At 54.7% G+C, this 16989-nt stretch carries 15 protein-coding genes; all 15 read left to right on the forward strand.

Features of this window, described 5'->3' with window-relative positions; genetic code table 11:
* Positions 1-169 precede the first annotated feature (169 nt).
* The 15 genes from AC27KL_RS06875 to AC27KL_RS06945 all read left to right on the forward strand — a co-directional run bounded on the left by AC27KL_RS06875 (position 170) and on the right by AC27KL_RS06945 (position 16761).
* Positions 170-1729 carry a spore germination protein gene (locus tag AC27KL_RS06875; RefSeq protein ID WP_487169244.1) on the forward strand — a complete coding sequence of 520 codons (1560 nt, stop codon included), beginning with the start codon at positions 170-172 and terminating at the stop codon, positions 1727-1729.
* Positions 1726-2934: a Ger(x)C family spore germination protein gene (locus AC27KL_RS06880; RefSeq protein WP_487169245.1), complete on the forward strand. Its 1209-nt coding sequence runs from the start codon at positions 1726-1728 to the stop codon at positions 2932-2934. The genes AC27KL_RS06875 and AC27KL_RS06880 overlap by 4 nt, the downstream gene beginning before the upstream one ends.
* A complete protein-coding gene (locus tag AC27KL_RS06885; RefSeq protein WP_487169246.1) occupies positions 2931-3155 on the forward strand; it encodes a hypothetical protein in 225 nt (74 codons plus the stop codon). Before AC27KL_RS06880 ends, AC27KL_RS06885 begins: the two co-directional genes overlap by 4 nt.
* A gap of 13 nt (positions 3156-3168) precedes the next feature.
* Positions 3169-4281, forward strand: coding sequence for a GerAB/ArcD/ProY family transporter (locus AC27KL_RS06890; RefSeq protein ID WP_487169247.1), 1113 nt, complete (start codon positions 3169-3171; stop codon positions 4279-4281).
* Between the two features lie 135 nt (positions 4282-4416).
* The gene (locus AC27KL_RS06895) at positions 4417-4896 is read left to right on the forward strand and encodes an EVE domain-containing protein (protein ID WP_487169248.1); all 480 of its coding nucleotides are present in this window, start codon (positions 4417-4419) and stop codon (positions 4894-4896) included.
* A 218-nt stretch (positions 4897-5114) separates the two neighbouring features.
* Positions 5115-6167 carry a hypothetical protein gene (locus tag AC27KL_RS06900; RefSeq protein WP_487169249.1) on the forward strand — a complete coding sequence of 351 codons (1053 nt, stop codon included), beginning with the start codon at positions 5115-5117 and terminating at the stop codon, positions 6165-6167.
* Positions 6168-6447: 280 nt separating this feature from the next.
* Positions 6448-7008 carry an ECF-type riboflavin transporter substrate-binding protein gene (locus tag AC27KL_RS06905; protein ID WP_487169250.1) on the forward strand — a complete coding sequence of 187 codons (561 nt, stop codon included), beginning with the start codon at positions 6448-6450 and terminating at the stop codon, positions 7006-7008.
* A 42-nt stretch (positions 7009-7050) separates the two neighbouring features.
* Positions 7051-8757: an ABC transporter ATP-binding protein gene (locus AC27KL_RS06910; RefSeq protein ID WP_212951727.1), complete on the forward strand. Its 1707-nt coding sequence runs from the start codon at positions 7051-7053 to the stop codon at positions 8755-8757.
* Positions 8750-9580 (forward strand): energy-coupling factor transporter transmembrane component T family protein, encoded by an 831-nt coding sequence (locus tag AC27KL_RS06915; protein WP_487169251.1) that lies wholly within the window; start codon positions 8750-8752, stop codon positions 9578-9580. Before AC27KL_RS06910 ends, AC27KL_RS06915 begins: the two co-directional genes overlap by 8 nt.
* Positions 9581-9896: 316 nt before the next feature.
* Entirely contained in the window at positions 9897-11045 is a 1149-nt protein-coding gene (locus AC27KL_RS06920) for a TolC family protein (protein ID WP_487169252.1), read from the forward strand.
* 24 nt (positions 11046-11069) lie between these two features.
* On the forward strand, positions 11070-12704 hold the full coding sequence (locus AC27KL_RS06925) for an efflux RND transporter periplasmic adaptor subunit (RefSeq protein ID WP_487169253.1): 1635 nt from the start codon (positions 11070-11072) through the stop codon (positions 12702-12704).
* 43 nt (positions 12705-12747) lie between these two features.
* Entirely contained in the window at positions 12748-13467 is a 720-nt protein-coding gene (locus AC27KL_RS06930; RefSeq protein ID WP_487169254.1) for an ABC transporter ATP-binding protein, read from the forward strand.
* Complete coding sequence (locus tag AC27KL_RS06935; RefSeq protein ID WP_487169255.1) at positions 13464-14675, forward strand: ABC transporter permease; 1212 nt, start codon at positions 13464-13466, stop codon at positions 14673-14675. The genes AC27KL_RS06930 and AC27KL_RS06935 overlap by 4 nt, the downstream gene beginning before the upstream one ends.
* 110 nt (positions 14676-14785) lie before the next feature.
* Positions 14786-15664 carry an EamA family transporter RarD gene (rarD, locus tag AC27KL_RS06940; protein ID WP_487169256.1) on the forward strand — a complete coding sequence of 293 codons (879 nt, stop codon included), beginning with the start codon at positions 14786-14788 and terminating at the stop codon, positions 15662-15664.
* Between the two features lie 338 nt (positions 15665-16002).
* Positions 16003-16761, forward strand: a complete 759-nt coding sequence (locus AC27KL_RS06945; RefSeq protein WP_036706774.1) for a TrmB family transcriptional regulator — start codon at positions 16003-16005, stop codon at positions 16759-16761.
* Positions 16762-16989: the final 228 nt, after the last annotated feature.

The raw sequence follows: 16989 nt of genomic DNA on the forward strand, positions 1-16989 counted from the left end.
CATATGGTTAACGAAAGGGTTAACGGGGATGGATGGACGGATGGCTGTTGGTCACCCGCCGGAAAGAGCCCGCCAAGTTGAATAAAATTTTCCTTGCGGAGCAAAGCTTTGAATAACAAACTATTGAAGCGTTTGGGTGACCCACATTACATCAAGGACGGGAGCAGCTATGTCGATACGTTTTTGGTCGCAAAAAAGAAAAAACGCAGAAAAGCCGCAGGAGTCCCGAGAGTCGCTGCCCGCGGACCGGAGCGCCAAACGTCCGGAAACCTTCGATGAACGGCTGGAGTGGGTGCGGCAAGAACTGGTCCACTGCTCCGACTTGATCATCCATACGTTTCATGCGGGCGCGGACCGGAGATGCGCCTTGGTATTTTTCCGGGGCATGATCGACAAAAACACGGTCCAGGACGAATTGTTGCGGGATTTGCTTTCGCTGGAAGCCGAAGACGCACGGAGGTTCAACGAGCAGCTGTTCGAGCAAAAGCGTTTGTCCGTCACGGACCTGAGCGTCGTCACCGACATGGATCAGGGACTTGCCGCCGTTTTGGACGGGCACGCGCTGCTGTTGGTCGACGGAGACCCGCGAATGCTTGATATACCATGCAGTTCGATCGAAAAAAGGGCGATCGAGGAAGCGCCGAACGAATCCGTCATCCGGGGGCCGCGCGAATCCTTTATCGAAGACCTGGACGTCAATATCAGGTTGCTCCGGAAACGCCTCAAAACCCCGTCCTTTAAACTGGAGTCGATGGACATCGGCACGCAAACCAAAACCAAAGTGGTCATTGCTTACATGCAGGGGATTTGCAAGCCGGAACTGCTGGAAGAAGTAAAAAAACGATTGTCGGGAATCGAGATCGACGGCGTCATCGGAAGCAGCTATTTGGAGGAGTTCATCAAAGACAGCCCTTTTTCTCCGTTTCCCCAAATGCAATACACCGAACGGCCCGACGTGGCCGCGGCTTCCCTGCTCGAAGGAAGGGTAGCCATTCTCGTGGACGGAACGCCGATCGTATTGATGGCGCCGGTGACCCTGTTCATGCTGATGCAGGCCGCCGAGGATTATTTCCAGCATTACGTGGCGGCGACATGGATCCGGTGGATCCGGTACGTCTTTCTGATTGCTTCCTTGACGCTGCCTTCCACCTATATCGCCATCACATCGTTTCACCCGGAGATCATCCCTTCGAGTCTGCTGATATCGATCGCGGCCTCCAGGGAGATCGTTCCCTTTCCGGCGCTTGTCGAGGCTTTTATCATGGAGATCGCCTTCGAGGCGCTGCGGGAAGCCACCGTCCGCATCCCGAAAGCGATCGGCCAATCGGTTTCCATCATCGGTGCGCTGATTATCGGGACGGCCGCGGTGCAGGCGGGAATCGTCTCGGCCTTTATGGTCATTATCGTTTCCCTTACCGGCATCGCCTCTTTCATTAGCCCCCACTTCGATTTGGGATTGGCGTTTCGGCTGCTCCGGTTTCCCATCATGATTTTATCGGGGGTGTTCGGCCTGTTCGGACTGGCTTGCGGCTTGATTTTAATTTATATCCATCTGATCAATCTGCGTTCGTTCGGGACGCTGTATTTATCGCCGCTGACGCCATTGATCATCAGGGATCTCAAAGATACGTTCATCCGGGTGCCGTGGCCGCTGATGAACAAACGGCCCGCTTTCGCAGGGGCGAACCGGAGAAGGCAAAACGTCGTGCAGGAGGATGAAGGGGATTGAAAAAGGCACCGATGATACGAAAAGCCGTCATGTTGGCCGTCTTTTCGCTCCCTCTGCTCATGCTGAGCGGCTGCTGGTCTTCTTTGGAGCTGAACGAGCGGCTTTTCGTGCGAATGTTGATCGTGGACAAAGCGGAGCAAGGCATCGAACTGACGCTCGTTTTTCCGCTCCCGAACCGGTTGATTCCGGGAACAGCGGAGGGTACCGGGCAGCAGGAGGGGAAGGCCCATTCTTACATGACGCAAGCCGGAGCCGACATTGGTCAAGCTTACCGCAATATACAGGCCAATCTGACCCGAAGAATCAATTTTGGGCAAACGAGGGTGATCGTCGTCGGCAGGGAGCTGGCGGAGGAGGGGATCGAACCGGTACTCGAGTTTATCGGGCGCAACGCGCCTTTTTACTTGAATTCCAAAATATACGTCACGACGGAAAAAGCTCGTGATATCGCCACGATCGCCACCGTCAGCGAAAGGTTTCCCAGCGATGTTGTGGCGGCCTTTTCCCAATTCCGCTCCACGATCGATACGGCCTCCAAAGATGTAATGGCAGCCAATTACAACGGCGGGGATGCGGTGCTTCCTTTATTGCGGCTTGACAAGATCAGGATCGAAACGGAAAAGGAAAAGGAGCAGACATGGGTTCATCCGGTGGGCGCCGCCGTCCTGAAAGAGGGGAGGATGGTCGGCATGTTAACCATGAAGGAAATGCGGGGCGGGTTATGGATCCTCGGCAAATTGAAGGATGCGGAGATTACGGTGCAATCGCCGACGGATGGAAAGGATATCAGCTTCATGATCCGAAATGCACATACCCGTACGAAACCGAAACTGTCGCGCAGCCGGATTTTGATACAGATCGAAACGGACGCGGACGCCGGCGTTCTGTCATCCGATTCCAACATCGATTTGGAAGATCCTCGAATGCTGAAGCTCGTCGAACAGAGCCTGAACAGCGAAATACACCGGAGAATTACCGGAGCCATTACCAAAACCAGGAGCATGAAAACGGACGCGTTCAATTTCTCGAGCTACATCGATTGGACTTACCCCCGTCAGTGGGAACGCATCAAACCGCATTGGAGGGAGATTTACGCGGAATCTCTGGCGTTCAGTGTGCGGCCGGACGTGAAGATTCGGCAGATCGGCACGATCAAGGAATCGGTCGTGAATACATTGACTCCGAAACGAAGGGATGAAAAATGATCGTCATCGGCATCGCATACATCTGCATCATCGGTTATGAGTGGCGGTACCTCACCAAGAAAAGACGAAAAAAACGCACGTTTGCTGCCGTATTGGGTACTGCGATTGTGATGTGCCTGTTCCTGGAGGCATTATACTTTTGGGAACACCAGTGGACGATCGCCAAGCTGATCGAAGGGATATTCGGCCCTGTCGAGAAGCTGTTGAAAGCAGGGAAATGAAAGGAAGGCTGTCATGCCGAAGGAGAAGGTCTCGCAATCCCAGATCTATATGCTGTATTCGCAATACCTGTATACGACCACGCTCGGTTTTATCATCCCTCTGCTGATCAAAAGCGCCCAATACATGGCCTGGGTTTCCCTGCTTGTGGGAGCCGGCCTGGGCTTGGTAATGACGTACGGCGCCTACCGTTTGGCATTGAAGCGGCCGGATCGGACTTTTGCAAGCTACGGCGGGGAACTGATCGGCAAATGGCTGCATTATCCGTTGACCTTCGTGATGCTGTTTACGGCCTTGTTCGTCGCTGCGCTTATTTTGCGGGAGCTATTGGATCTGATTTTACAAATTTATTTGCAGGATACGCCGGATTGGGCGATTGCGATGCTGTTCGGGTGCACCTTCGTTTATGTCGTCCGTTCGGGAGTCGGAACCATTTTCCGGGCCGCGCAAGGTTTTTTCTTCATCAGCGCCGTTTGGATTTTTATGGTTCCGCCGTTTGTTTACAAAGAGCTTAATTTCAACATGGCCATCGCCCTCGTGAACCATTTCAATTTTGCGGGAATATGGAACGGGAGCTATTCGATGGCGGCACAGTACGGGGAAATGGCGTTTATCGTGTTCCTGTTTCCTTTTTTCGCAAAACACGCAAAAACGATGAAGTCCCTTTGTTGGGCGACCGTCACCTCGATCGTCATCGTTCTGGTCGGCCTGATATCATCGATTTTGCTGTTTGGGCCGTCCCTGGCCGGAAACTTGACTTATCCGGAGCTGGAGCTGATCCGGTACATTCCTCCGGGAGGTTTTTTTGAAAACTTGGACCCGCTCATTATCGCGATTTGGCTCTCCAGCTTGTTCATTAAGATCAGCTTGCTGCTGTTCATATCCGTGATCGGCTTGACGCATGCCTTCGGGCTGAAGGACCATAAGCCGTTTTCGCTTTCGATGACCGTCGCGATGGTGGGTCTTTCCCTGGTTATGGTGCGGACGGTGCCGGAGCTGGATTATTTGATCGATCACGGCTTTGTCCCGCTCCTGATCGTCGCCGAGCTGATTCCTCTGCTTTATTTGGCCGCCGACGGGATCCGCTCCTTGTACGGCCGGCGGAAAACCCGCGGAAAAAACATGTAAGTCTAAGTCGAAAAAACTTCCGAACGCTACTGACATAAGGGTGTCAGGAGCGTTTTTGTATATTGAAAAGGAAGACCAGGAAGGCTGCTTCATAGGAAAGCAAGCCTTCTTCATCCATAGGGAGGGAAAACGGATATGCAACTCGAACAAATCAACGAACAGAGCCGCTTCTGGATCGGCGTGGTATCGGCGTCTCATGTCAAACGGGGGGTAGCGGGAGGATTCGCCCAGCTCTGCCACGGCAAGTCGGCGCCGCTGCGAAAGATGCGTCGGGGTGATTGGCTGATCTACTACTCGCCGCGAACGGAAATGGGTACAGGTCGTCCGCTGCAGGCGTTTACCGCCATAGGGGAGGTTGCCGACGACGAAGTGTACGCATTCCCGATGTCGGAATCGTTTGTGCCCTTCCGAAGAAATATCCGGTATTCCCCTTGCCGCGAAGTGAAGATCGCCGGCCTGCTCGACCGGCTCACCTTTGCGCGCGGAAATGCGCATTGGGGTTATTCGTTCCGTTATGGCCATCTTGAGATCCGGCGGGACGATTTTATGACGATTGCCGGCGCGATGCTGCACGAAGCCGACCATGGTTGCGGCGCGATCGGCCGCGCCGAATGAAAATGCGGGTGGAAAGGGCCTTATTCCCCAGGAAATAAGGCCCCTTTTCGTTTGGCCTGATGGAGCTCGGTGTCATCCGAGTTCTGCACAAGGCTGGTCTAGGTACGCTGGTTGTCGGAAATGGCATGTTCACCCGGCCCGAAAAGGGCGATAAGGAGCTGAAACTTTTTCAGCGCCGCTGCGTTTAGATCATAAATCCATAAAAAGGGAGCAAGGAGATGAAAAGACCGCTTTTTATTCTATTGGCCGCATTGGTGATCGGAGGATGTTCCAATACGGAGGCGGGCAAGACGGAGCGTCATGCCGCCCCGGTGCCGTCCGGAACGGTCATGCAAGAGGGCGGCGAAACGGCGGATCCCGGCGGCAGCGGAACGGATCGTAAGGGTGCAGACGAACCGGCGAAGCAAGCATCGGGACCGAAAGACGGGACTTTCGAGGCTGCGGGCTCCGAGCCCGACCCAACCCGTGGGGCAGGCACGGAAGGAACGAAAACAACTGCTTCGCAGCAGCAAGCCGGAGCCCAGTCCGGCAGCCTGCCGCGGTTGGATGCGGCCCGGCTTGCAAATACCTACGGTTTTGCGGACAACACCGGAAAGTACATCCTTTCGTTCGAAAACATGGAGGCAGACGACCTCGATACAGCCATTGGAAAAGACGGTCGGCCGCTCAACATCCGATTCGTCAAAAAACAGCCTCAAGGCCCTCAGGATAACGGAACCCGGTCCGCGAACAACTTCAGCAACGTCCAAGGACTGCTGTACGAAGTCGTGGACGGCAATGCCGAGCCGAACGAAACCTATTATTTGGCCAACAGCGGCAGGTTTAACGTCGCCTCCCTGCTGCAGGTGAAGCCCGAAATAAGGGTAGGGGCAAGTGACGAAGTAAAGCGGAACATCGAGGCTGCCAAATCCCAAAAGATCGAGAAGATTTGGAAAATAGCCGACATTGCGCCGGACAAAGAGCTGTACGTGGTTCAATTCCGGAAGCGGGGAAAAAAGATCACGGCGTCTCTCGTGCTGCGGGAGGGGGAGCGGATCGCGGCGAAGGATTTCACGGCCGACTACGATCCGGTTTCGACCTGGCGCGTGGACGACGGCGGGGAGATGACACCCGGAATGTTCTCGGTTCTGTTCGCCGCATCGGGCGAAGGCGGGGTCGTATTGTGCGTGGCCTGGGCCGGAGCGGAGGGGGAAAACGACTATATTTTCAAACAGAAGGGAAATGAACTGGCGGACTTGAATTTAACGACGGGGCGGTACATGTCTTACTAACGCCATAGAAGCCAAACGGATGCTCGGAGCCTCTCCCCGAAAAGCAAACAATATTCAAAAGACCTTATTTCCGATCAAAGAAATGGGTCTTTTTTGGTTTTTTGCGGCCATTTTGCGTCACTCCGCGTTTAGCTGCAAAAAAATCTATATGCTATTTTACAAAAAAAGTTTTGCCTTCCCGCCCATGTGCCCTTATATTAAGAGTACAATCATCTATTAATGTTCGTATTTGGACGTGAAAGATGTTGGAATATCTCGCTTTCGGAAAGGTGATATTGCTTTGAAGAAATCCATTTTTCAATTAAGCACAAGAACCGTGGTGACCATCGGCATCGGCGCCGCCCTGTACGGAGCCACCAGCTTCATCGGCATTCCCGTCGGTCCCGATACGTCGCTGCGTCCGGCCATCGCGCTGCTGGCGATTTTCGGCGCGTTGTTCGGGCCGGTCGTCGGATTCGTCGCAGGGCTGATCGGCCACGTGCTGAACGACCTGCTGACCAGCGGTACGGTATGGTGGGGCTGGGCGCTCGGTTCGGGCATTACGGCCGCGTTTATGGGACTCATCTATTTGTCCAAAGGATTCGATCCGCAAAACGGAAGTTTTAAAGGAAAGCATATCGGACTGTTTATCGTGTACGGCATCGTCGGCATCGTCTTGTCGCTGCTTTTCTCCGGCTGGTTCGACATCGCGTTTATGGGCGAACCTTCCGACAAGCTGGTCGTGCAGGTGGCCGCGGCCTCGATTTCGAACATCGTCGTCTTTTTGGTGCTTGGCGTTCCGGCCGTCATCGGCTTTGTGAAAAGAAACGCCAAAACGAGCCATTTGAGCGTGAACGAGTAGGCGCGCGGGAAGCGCCCGAAGGAATAGGAGTTTTTGAAGGTTATGCAGCCAATCATCTCGTTTCAACAATACGGATTCAAGTATAAAAACCAGTCGGAGCCTACGCTGAAAGAGATTACGCTGGATATTTATCCCGGCGAGAAAATCTGGATCGCGGGTCCCAGCGGCTCCGGCAAATCGACGTTGGCCCATTGCATCAATGGGCTTATTCCTTTTACGTACGGAGGGGAGACCAGCGGCAGCCTGAAAATTGCCGGCCAGAACCCGTCGGAATCGAGCATATTTAAGCTCAGCCGCACCGTCGGAACGATCCTGCAGGATCAGGATTCCCAGTTCGTCGGGCTGACGGTTGCCGAAGATACCGCCTTCGTCATGGAAAATAAAGCGATGCCGCGCCCGCAAATGAAACGGGAAGTGGCGGCATCTTTAAATAGGGTCGACATGCTGGAATACGCCGAGCACAGCCCGTACGAGCTGTCGGGCGGTCAAAAGCAGAGCGTGTCTTTGGCCGGGGTGTTGTCCACCGACGCCGAGGTGCTGCTGTTCGACGAGCCCCTGGCGAATTTGGACCCGGCTAGCGGACGGAAGGCGATGCAGCTGATCGACGACATCCATCGCCAAAGCCAAAAGACGGTAATCATCATCGAGCATCGCGTGGAAGACGTGCTGCAGCAGCCGGTGGACCGGATCGTGCTTATGAATGAAGGGCGCATCGCGGCCATAGGAACCCCGGACGAAATCTTGTCTTCGGGCGTGCTCCACGGATTCGGCTTGCGGCCGCCGCTGTACGTCGACGCGCTTCGGTATGCGGGCGTACCGCTGGAAGGCGTGAGCGGCTTGCGGCTGCCGCAGCGGCTCGACATCCCGGACCTGAAGGAGAAACTCGACCATTGGTGCGAAACCTGCGGGGACGTTTCGGACCGGAAGACTGCCGCGCCGCTGCTGGAGGTCAAAGGGCTGAACTTCGGCTACGAGGCGGAGCATCCGGTCATCAAGGACGTGTCCCTGCGGATCGGCGCCGGGGAAATCGTGGCGCTGCTCGGCAACAACGGCGCGGGCAAGTCGACGTTGTCCCAGCTGATTACCGGCATTTTGAAGCCGCAATCGGGCGAGCTGCGTTATGACGGGCAGGATATCGGCTCCTGGTCGATCCGCCGCCGCGGCGAAGCGATCGGGTACGTGATGCAAAATCCGAACCGGATGATCACGCAGCATATGATCGCCGACGAGGTGGGCCTTGGGCTCAAGGCGAGAGGCGTGCCGGCGGCCGAGATCAAGCGGCGGGCGGAGGACGCGCTGAAGGTGTGCGGGCTGTTCCCGTTCCGCAATTGGCCGGTCTCCGCGCTCAGCTACGGGCAGAAAAAGCGGCTGAGCATCGCGTCCATTTTGGTGCTCGAACCGAAGCTGATCCTTTTGGACGAGCCGACGGCCGGACAGGATTACCGCCATTATAAAGAGTTTATGGATTTTATCGCTTCGTTGGCCGGACAAGGCATCGGCTTTTTGCTGATCACCCACGACATGTATTTGGCGCTCGAATATGCCGTGCGCGCAGTCGTGCTGAGCGGGGGGCGGGTCATCGCCGAAGATGCGGTAGCGCAGGTGCTGAGCGATCCGGCGGTGACGGAGGCCGCCCATTTGAAGGAAACGTCGCTGTCGCTGTTTGCGAAAGCCAACGGGCTGGCATCGCCTGAGCGTTTCGTGCAGGCGTTCATTAACGCAGAGAAAAAGGGGAAAGGCCATGAATAGAACGGGAAGCCTCTACGCCCCTGGGAACTCGCTGTTTCACCGGCTGGACGGCGCGGTCAAGCTGGTGCTTTTTATGGCCTGGACGGTCATGACCTACATGTTTATGGATTTGCGCGTCTTCGTGCCGATGCTGGTCGTCGGGATCGCCCTGCTTGTCACCGCGGGCATTCCGTTTAGGCGGATGGCGTTTTTGTTTTGGCTGATGATCATTTTTACCGTGCTGAACAGCATTTTTATCGTGCTGATCACGCCCACGTTCGCGACGCGGCTTACCGGTACAGATACGCCGGTCATTCCGCTCGGGTACAACACGATCAACAGCGAAACGCTTTTTTACGTGCTGACGCTGTCGGCCAAATATTTGACGCTGCTGCCGATCACGATCCTGTGCATCTTCACCACGCAGCCGAGCGCGTTTGCCGCAAGCCTGAACCGGATCGGCGTCCCGTACAAAATCGCCTACGCGGTCAGCATCGCCCTCCGGTATATCCCGGATCTGACGGAGGAATTCCGCAGCACGCTGAATTCGATGCAGGCGCGCGGCATGGGCATCTCCAAAGAGGACGGCAGCATCGCCCAGCGGATCCGCAACTTGGCTGCGGTCGTCGTGCCGGTCCTTCAATCGGCGCTGCACCGGATCGATTCCGTCACGAACGCGATGGAGCTGCGCGGATTCGGGACGCAAAAACGCCGTACCTGGTACAGCGGCAAAGACATGGAACCGCTCGATTGGACGATGGCCGTGCTTGCGGTCGTGCTGCTCGCAGCCGGAATCTGGCTGAAAGTTCAGGTGCTGCGCGGATTTTGGTATCCTTTTTCATAACATCCCGTCCCTCTTTGGCTACAACATAAAGGGAACCCGGAGAAGATCGTCATCCTCTTCGGGTTCTTTTTTTGCGTTTTGACACAAAAGGTTTACTTGCCCCTCCTTGATCTACGGGGAATCCCGCGTGAAAGACGGGACTTTCTTTCATCCATTCGATGTAGATGACAAAAATGTAAGGCGAATGTAAGGGAGAACGATGGAATGAAAAAATGCGCAATGGTACAGTGTTATGGGAATATGTCCCATGTGAAAGGGTTCCGGAAGTTTCGGCATAAGCCGGCATGAAAAAAAGATCAGGATCGGGAGGGCGACGATGAAAGGGACTGGACGTTTGGCTTTGACCGCTGCCGCGGCGGCTTTTGTTGCATTGGCGATGCTGCAGCCTGCCCGGGCGGAAACGGTGGTCAAAGGTTATATCGTGGAATCAAGCGCCGACCAAGTCAAACTGACGTTGGAGCAGGCCGTCCAATGGGCGAAAGCAAGCAGCCATTTGCTGAAGGCGGCCAATCAAAACGTGGAACGGAACGCGATCATGCTCCAAAGCGCGGCGGACGAGCTGAAGCAGGTGACCAGGCGGGACAACCATGACGGTGAGGATGACAACGGTCCAAGTGACGCGGAAGCGCTGCGCGCGGCGTACAAACGATACGAGGCCGCCGCAAGCATGTACGAAGATGCACAGAAGCAAGTTCCCCTTGCCATGGATCAGCTGGAATTTCAAACGATGAAAGCCTACCATGAGGCGATCATGGCTGCCGATCATGAGGCAGCGGACAAAGAAGCGTTGGACGTTGCGCTCCAGGAGGAGAACATTGCGCTCGCCAAGGCGGCCCGCGGCAAAATATCGGAGATCGACAAAGCGAAGGCGGTTCAGGCGAGAATGGAAGCCGAGAAAAAACTCGCGGAAAGCAAAGCCGCTTCGCAAAAAGCCGAGGATGCCCTAAGCAAACTGTTGGGGAAAAAGCAGGGGACGGCATACGAACTGGTAGACATACCGATATACAGCAAGCCCAAAGCGCTTGACATCGGGTTACATATTCAGGACATGACTTCTTCCGGCAGCCCGGCGTTGTACAAGCAGGAAAATGCGGTGAAGCAAGCGATGGCGGAAGCGTCTTTTTACAACGGGACGGCGGCGAGCGAATATCGTCTGAAAGCGCTGGACGTCGAAACGGCCAAGATGGAGCTTTCCCAAGCCAAGGAGCAATTGGCGGATACGCTAAAAAACGCTTATTTAAGCATTCAGCAGTACCAATCGCAATACGAAGAACTGCTGCGCAATCTTCAGAATGCCCGGAACGAGCTGGCGCTGGCCGAAAATAAATGGAAAAGAGGGCTCGTGCCCGGCATTGAAATCAAAACGATCGAGACCAAGGTAAAGCAATGGGAAAGAAAGGCGACGGAGCTTGCGATCCGGCAGAAGGAAGCGGAATTTGCGCTGTACAAACCATGGCTTTTATAAAGAAGGCCAAGCGGATGCGAAATGATGAATGTGGAGGAAAACGGCGTGCTTGAAATCGAAAATCATCAGACATTAACCTCTCTGAGGCGGAAGCGCAGAAAACGTTGGATTTGGATGGCGTTCGCGGTCGTTTTATTATGCGGCGCCGGCATTTTGATCTATTTCGAAACCACCCCGAAACCTGCCGCGGCGCTCCCGAATGAAACCGTGAAGGTCGAGCAGGGAGACGTGACGGATACGCTTAGCCTGGCAGGGATCGTTCAGGCGACCAAAGAGGCAAACCTGAACTTTACCAGCGCAGGGACAAGCAAACTGGTCAAGGTGAACGTCAAACCCGGCGACAGCGTGAAAGCCGGACAGGTCCTGGCGCAGCTGGACGATTCGGAAGCGAAAATGCAGATTAAAAGCGCCGAGTCCAATTTGGCGATTGTCAAAGCAAAGCTGGCCGAGGTGCAAAAAGGCGCCAAGCCGAACGAAATCGAGGCGCAAAAAGAGAATGTCGCAAAAGCGAAAATGGCACTCGATTCGGCGAATGATCCATTTGCCTTAAAGGAAGCCGAAAATCAGAAAGCGGCGGCCGAAGCCAATCTGGAAAAAGCCAAGCAGGCCGTCCTGGAGCCGGGGAAAAACGCCGCATTAAGGGAAGCGGAGCAGCAAGTTGCGGCGGCAAAAGCCAATTTGGATAAAAGCCAAAAAGAGTATGACGACCAGTCCTATTTGTTCGGCCTTGGCGCCGTTTCTTTGAATGAAGCGACGGAGGCCGAGAGAAACCTGGAAAAAGCCAACATCGAATATGAGAACGCCAAACTTCAATATGCCAAAGCGCAAACGGCATTGCAGGATGCGTTAGATAAGGCGCAAAAAGAATATGAAAACGCAGAGCTGCAATATGAAAAAACGGTGATCAAAGGCAAGCAGGCGGAGGAGGAAGCCAAACTTTCCTACCAATCCGCTTTGGCGGGCTTAAAAGCCGCCGAAGCGCCGCCGGAGCCTTCCGCGGTGTTGTCGGCCGAAGCTGCCGTATTGCAGGCCGAAGCAGATTTGAAACAAAAAGAAAGCGAGCTGTCCAAACTGCAGATCACCGCTCCGTGGGACGGATTGATTTTGAAGGTAAACGGGGATGTCGGAACAACCCCGACCGCTCCATTCATCGTCATGAACAATGCGAACTCCAACCGGCTGAAAGTGCAGGCCAAAGTGGACGAAACCGACATTGCAAAAATGAAAACGGGGCTTGAAGCGACCATGCGGACGGACTCGTATCCTGACAAGCAATACGAAGGCAAAATCAGCTTCGTTTCGCCGCAAGCCGTGACCGATGCCGGAATAACGACTTACACCGTGGAGCTTTCGATCCAGGATCCGGAAGGGACGCTGAAGACGGGGATGAATATGCAGATATCGATCCATTTGGCTACTCATAACAACGTTTTGTATATCCCTTTGGCTGCGCTGCAGTCGGAAGGCGGGCAAGACGGCGTGTATTTGGCGCCCGACCCGGCGCACCCTGAAACGTATGTGTTCCAGCCCGTTGAAATCGGCATTTACGCACCCGACCGGGTAGAAATCATATCAGGCGTGAACAAAGGAGCCACCGTCGTCATACCGGCCGAACCTCCGGCGGACAACAGCCCCGAGAACGCCGCTTGGAGCGGTTAAACAGCCGTACGCGTTACACACGCATAAGGGGGAGCATGAACATATGAAAACGGTAATCCAAATCGAAGACATGAAAAAGGTATATCATGTGGGAGATCAGAAGATAGAAGCCCTCCGCGGCGTAAACCTGACCATTGGCGAAGGGGAATTTGTAGCGATCATGGGTCCCTCCGGATCGGGAAAATCGACGATGATGAACATGATCGGTTGCCTGGACCGGCCCACTTCCGGAAAATACGATCTCGACGGCTATTCGATTCTGGAAGCGAAGGAACATGAGCTGGCGATCATTCGAAACCGAAAAATCGGGTTCGTATTTCAAAAGTTTCATCTTCTTCCGCGGGCGACGGCGCTAGCCAACGTGGAACTGCCGATGATGTACGCGGGAGTACCCGCCAAGGAGCGGCGTAAAAGAGCGATTGAAGCTTTGGTTCAGGTAGGGCTGGGGGACCGGCTGCTAAACAAGCCGAGCGAGCTGTCGGGGGGACAGCAGCAGCGGGTGTCCATCGCGCGGGCGCTCGTGAACCAACCGGTCATTTTGCTGGCCGATGAGCCTACGGGCGCCCTGGACAGCCGGACAAGCACGGAAATTATGGGAATCTTCCAACGGCTGAATGACCGGGGAGCGACCATACTGCTTGTCACGCATGAAATGGAAACGGCCGAATACGCCAAACGGCTGGTCGATTTCCGCGGCGGCGCGATCGTCGGGTCGAGGGACATCATGAACCGCAGACTGGCGGCGGAGGAATCGGGCGGATGAATGTAACGGAAATCGTACGCGTATCGCTGGCGAGCCTGATGGCCAATAAGCTTCGATCCCTGCTGACCATGCTGGGGATCATCATCGGGGTCGGAGCGGTCATCGCGATCGTAGCGATCGGCAAAGGTTCGGCGGCCAGCGTTGAAAAAGAAATCAACAGCATGGGCAGCAATCTCATCATTGTTTATTCTTATGTTCCGGACGTTGGCGCAAACGGAACAAATTCGTATGAAGCCAACCAAATGACGCTGGATGACGTTCAACGGATCGAAAAGCTGCGTACCGTTGCCGGCGTCGCCCCCAAAGGCGCCTCCGCCAGCGCAAAGGCGGCAAGGGGGCACCGGAATTTCGATATTCAAGTGGAGGGAACCCTCAGCCGGTTTGACAAGGTATTCAGATTTAAATTCGCGCAAGGCAGAAGTTTTACCCAACATGAGATGGAACACGGCATGAATGTGGTCATTCTGGAAAGCGAAGCCGCGAAACGCCTGTTTTCCGGGGATCAAGGGAATATCGTCGGCCAGACGATCCAGATCAACCGGATTCCATATACGGTCATCGGCGTGCTTGAAAAAATGGAAGGTTTCACTACGCAAAACGATCAATTATACATTCCGGTGACCACGATGAAAAACCGTTTTGGCGCAAAAAGGATCGACTCGATGTTCATCTCGGCGAAAACCCCGGAACTGATCGACAAAGCAAGCGCAGATATCGGAGAGTCGCTCCGGATTCAGCATAATCTGAAGCCAAGCGACGCCAGAAATTTCAGGATCGAAACCCAGAAGGAATATTTGGAGTCGGCGCAGGGCGTCAACCGGATCATGACCAACCTGCTTCAGGGCGTCGCCGCGATATCGCTGTTCATCGGGGGCGTCGGCATTATGAACATCATGATCGTATCCGTGACGGAAAGGACGCGCGAAATCGGGATACGCAAGGCGATTGGGGCCGGACGCGGACATATTATGACGCAGTTTCTGGCCGAAGCGGTGATCCTCAGCATGCTGGGTGGGGCAACCGGTATTTTGTTTGGCATCGGAGCGGCGGTCCTGCTCGAAAAATTCGCCTCTTTGCCGATCGTCATTACGCTTCCGCCCATCCTGCTGTCCTTCCTTAGCGCGGTAGGGATCGGCATTCTGTTCGGCGTTTATCCGGCCTACAAGGCTTCGCGTTTGAAACCGATCGATGCGTTAAGTTACGAATAAATTGCGCATCTATCAAGTGCGGCGACTGCCAAGCAATAATTTACTTTACTTAAGCGACGATCGAGGCGTATAATCCGTTCAGACATCAGAGAGAGCAGGGGGAAAGAATGATGAACAACGGGTTGATCAACGCGATCATCGCGTATATCATGTGGGGGGTTCTCCCTCTTTATTGGAAGTTGTTTGACCATGTGCCGGCAGGCGAAATTCTGTCACATCGGGTTGTCTGGTCGTTCGTCTTCATGGGTATTCTCGTCGCCGTCCAGCGCCGCTGGGGCGACATGAAGCGGATTGCGGCTAACCGCTCGCTCCTGCTGGCGCTTGCCGCCAGCGGACTGTTGATCGCCGCTAATTGGCTCATCTTCATCTGGGCAGTCAACAACGGCCATGTCGTCGAGACGAGTCTCGGCTATTATTTGAACCCGCTGCTGAACGTACTGCTGGCGGTCTTCTTCCTTCGTGAGAAGCCAAACCGCGGCCAATGGCTTGCGATTGCCATCGCAGGCGCGGCGGTGCTCATCATCGCCATCGACTACGGGCGGTTCCCGTGGGTCGCGATCTCGCTGGCCGCGTCGTTTGGCTTGTACGGCCTTGCGAAGAAGAAGATCGTGCAAGACGCTTCCGTAGGCTTGTTGTCGGAGACGGCTGTCGTTTTGCCCGTCGCGCTCGGCTACTGGATCTATTTGGCTGCCGCGGGAAAGGCGACGGCATGGACGCTGCCTGCGCCCATGTTCGTCGAACTGCTCCTTTCCGGGGTGGTAACGGCGCTGCCGCTGCTCTTTTTTGCGCGGGCGGCCGCCCGGATGACGCTGTCCGCGCTCGGCTTCGTACAATACATCGGGCCGACGATCATGCTGCTGCTGAGCGTATTCGTGTTCAAGGAATCGGTTTCGCCGGTTCTGCTCATCGGCTTCGCGCTCATCTGGACGGCGCTCGTTGTATATGGTGCGGCATCGGTTCGCGGCACGAAAATCGCAAAGGCGGGCTGACCGCAAAGGCGTCCCGGTACCCTCATAACGGGGAAACCATTTTGAGTTGTATGACTAACAGCAATACGTCGATCACACCGTAAACAAAATGACGGAATTCTTCGGAAAGTATCTTTCCGGTGAGAAGCCAGTTGCCCTGTTGGGCAGCTGGCTTTCATATTGTTCATCCGGATGACTGAATCAGAAAGGTTAGCTGGACGGAATCCTTCAATACCGGGGGGATGGATGCTGCGCAGCTTATTTCAAACAGCAATTGGCACAGCATGATGAAAATTGACATTGGATGCCGGAATTATGGTACATTAATACCAAGTTCGAAAGATCGGGAGTTGGACAAGTTGCTCTATAAATTCGGTTTTTCCCAGTATGAAAGCAAAGTTTATGAAACGTTGGCGCAGTCGGTGCAGCCGATGGACGCGACGATGATCGTCAAATATTCGGGCGTGCCCAAGGCAAAAATCTACGAGGTCATTTCCCGGATGGTGGAGAAGGGGATGGTGCTCGAGTCGATTTCCGAAAAGAAAAAGCTGTATACGGCGCTGCCGATTCCGCTTGTCGTCGAAAAGCTGACGGCCGAGTTTCAGGCGGATATCCAGGAGCTTGAGCGGCAGAAGCCGAAAAAAGAGATCGTGGACGACCGCGTCTGGAGTTTGAAGGCCGACGCCTCGATCCACGCCCAGATCAAGCAAATGCTGCTGGAAGCGAAAAGTTCGATCCGCTATTCGTCGTGGAAGGACGATTTCCAAACGGTATTGCCGATCCTCGAGGAAAAAGAGCGCGAAGGCGTTGCCGTCGAGGCGCTATCGGTCGGGGAAGTCCAAAGCGGGCTGAAAAAACTGGCGGTGATGGAGCCGAACGAGCAGCATGTGACGCTGGAACGATTCAGGCTGCTGATCGTGGACGATGCGGAAGCGATTTTTGCGGGCATGGAAGACGGCTCCTGGCAGGCGATCAAAACAAGATCCCAGCCGTTTGTGCGCGTTTTTACGGATTATTTCCACCATGACGTGCTGCTGACCCAAATTACGACCAAATATCATGATGTTTTGATGAACGACAAGGAAATCATGGCCCAGCTTCTGCAGCTGCGGTACTGATCCGCGTCGAACGCTGAAAGACGATCCCCTCAAGCGGGTGGAGCTTATGCTCTGCCCGCTTTTTTTATGCGATCCGCCGGAAGACGAGTCCAAAACGGCTCATGAACAGCCGGATGCGACTTCTTGGGCAGCTGAGCCTGGAAGGAAAAAAATGTGCTTGCTCACGAATTTGATATAAGTTACTATTACGGTAGTAACCAAGAAACGACAACCAGAGAGAAGGGAGCA

This window comes from Paenibacillus sp. YAE3, assembly GCF_057546105.1.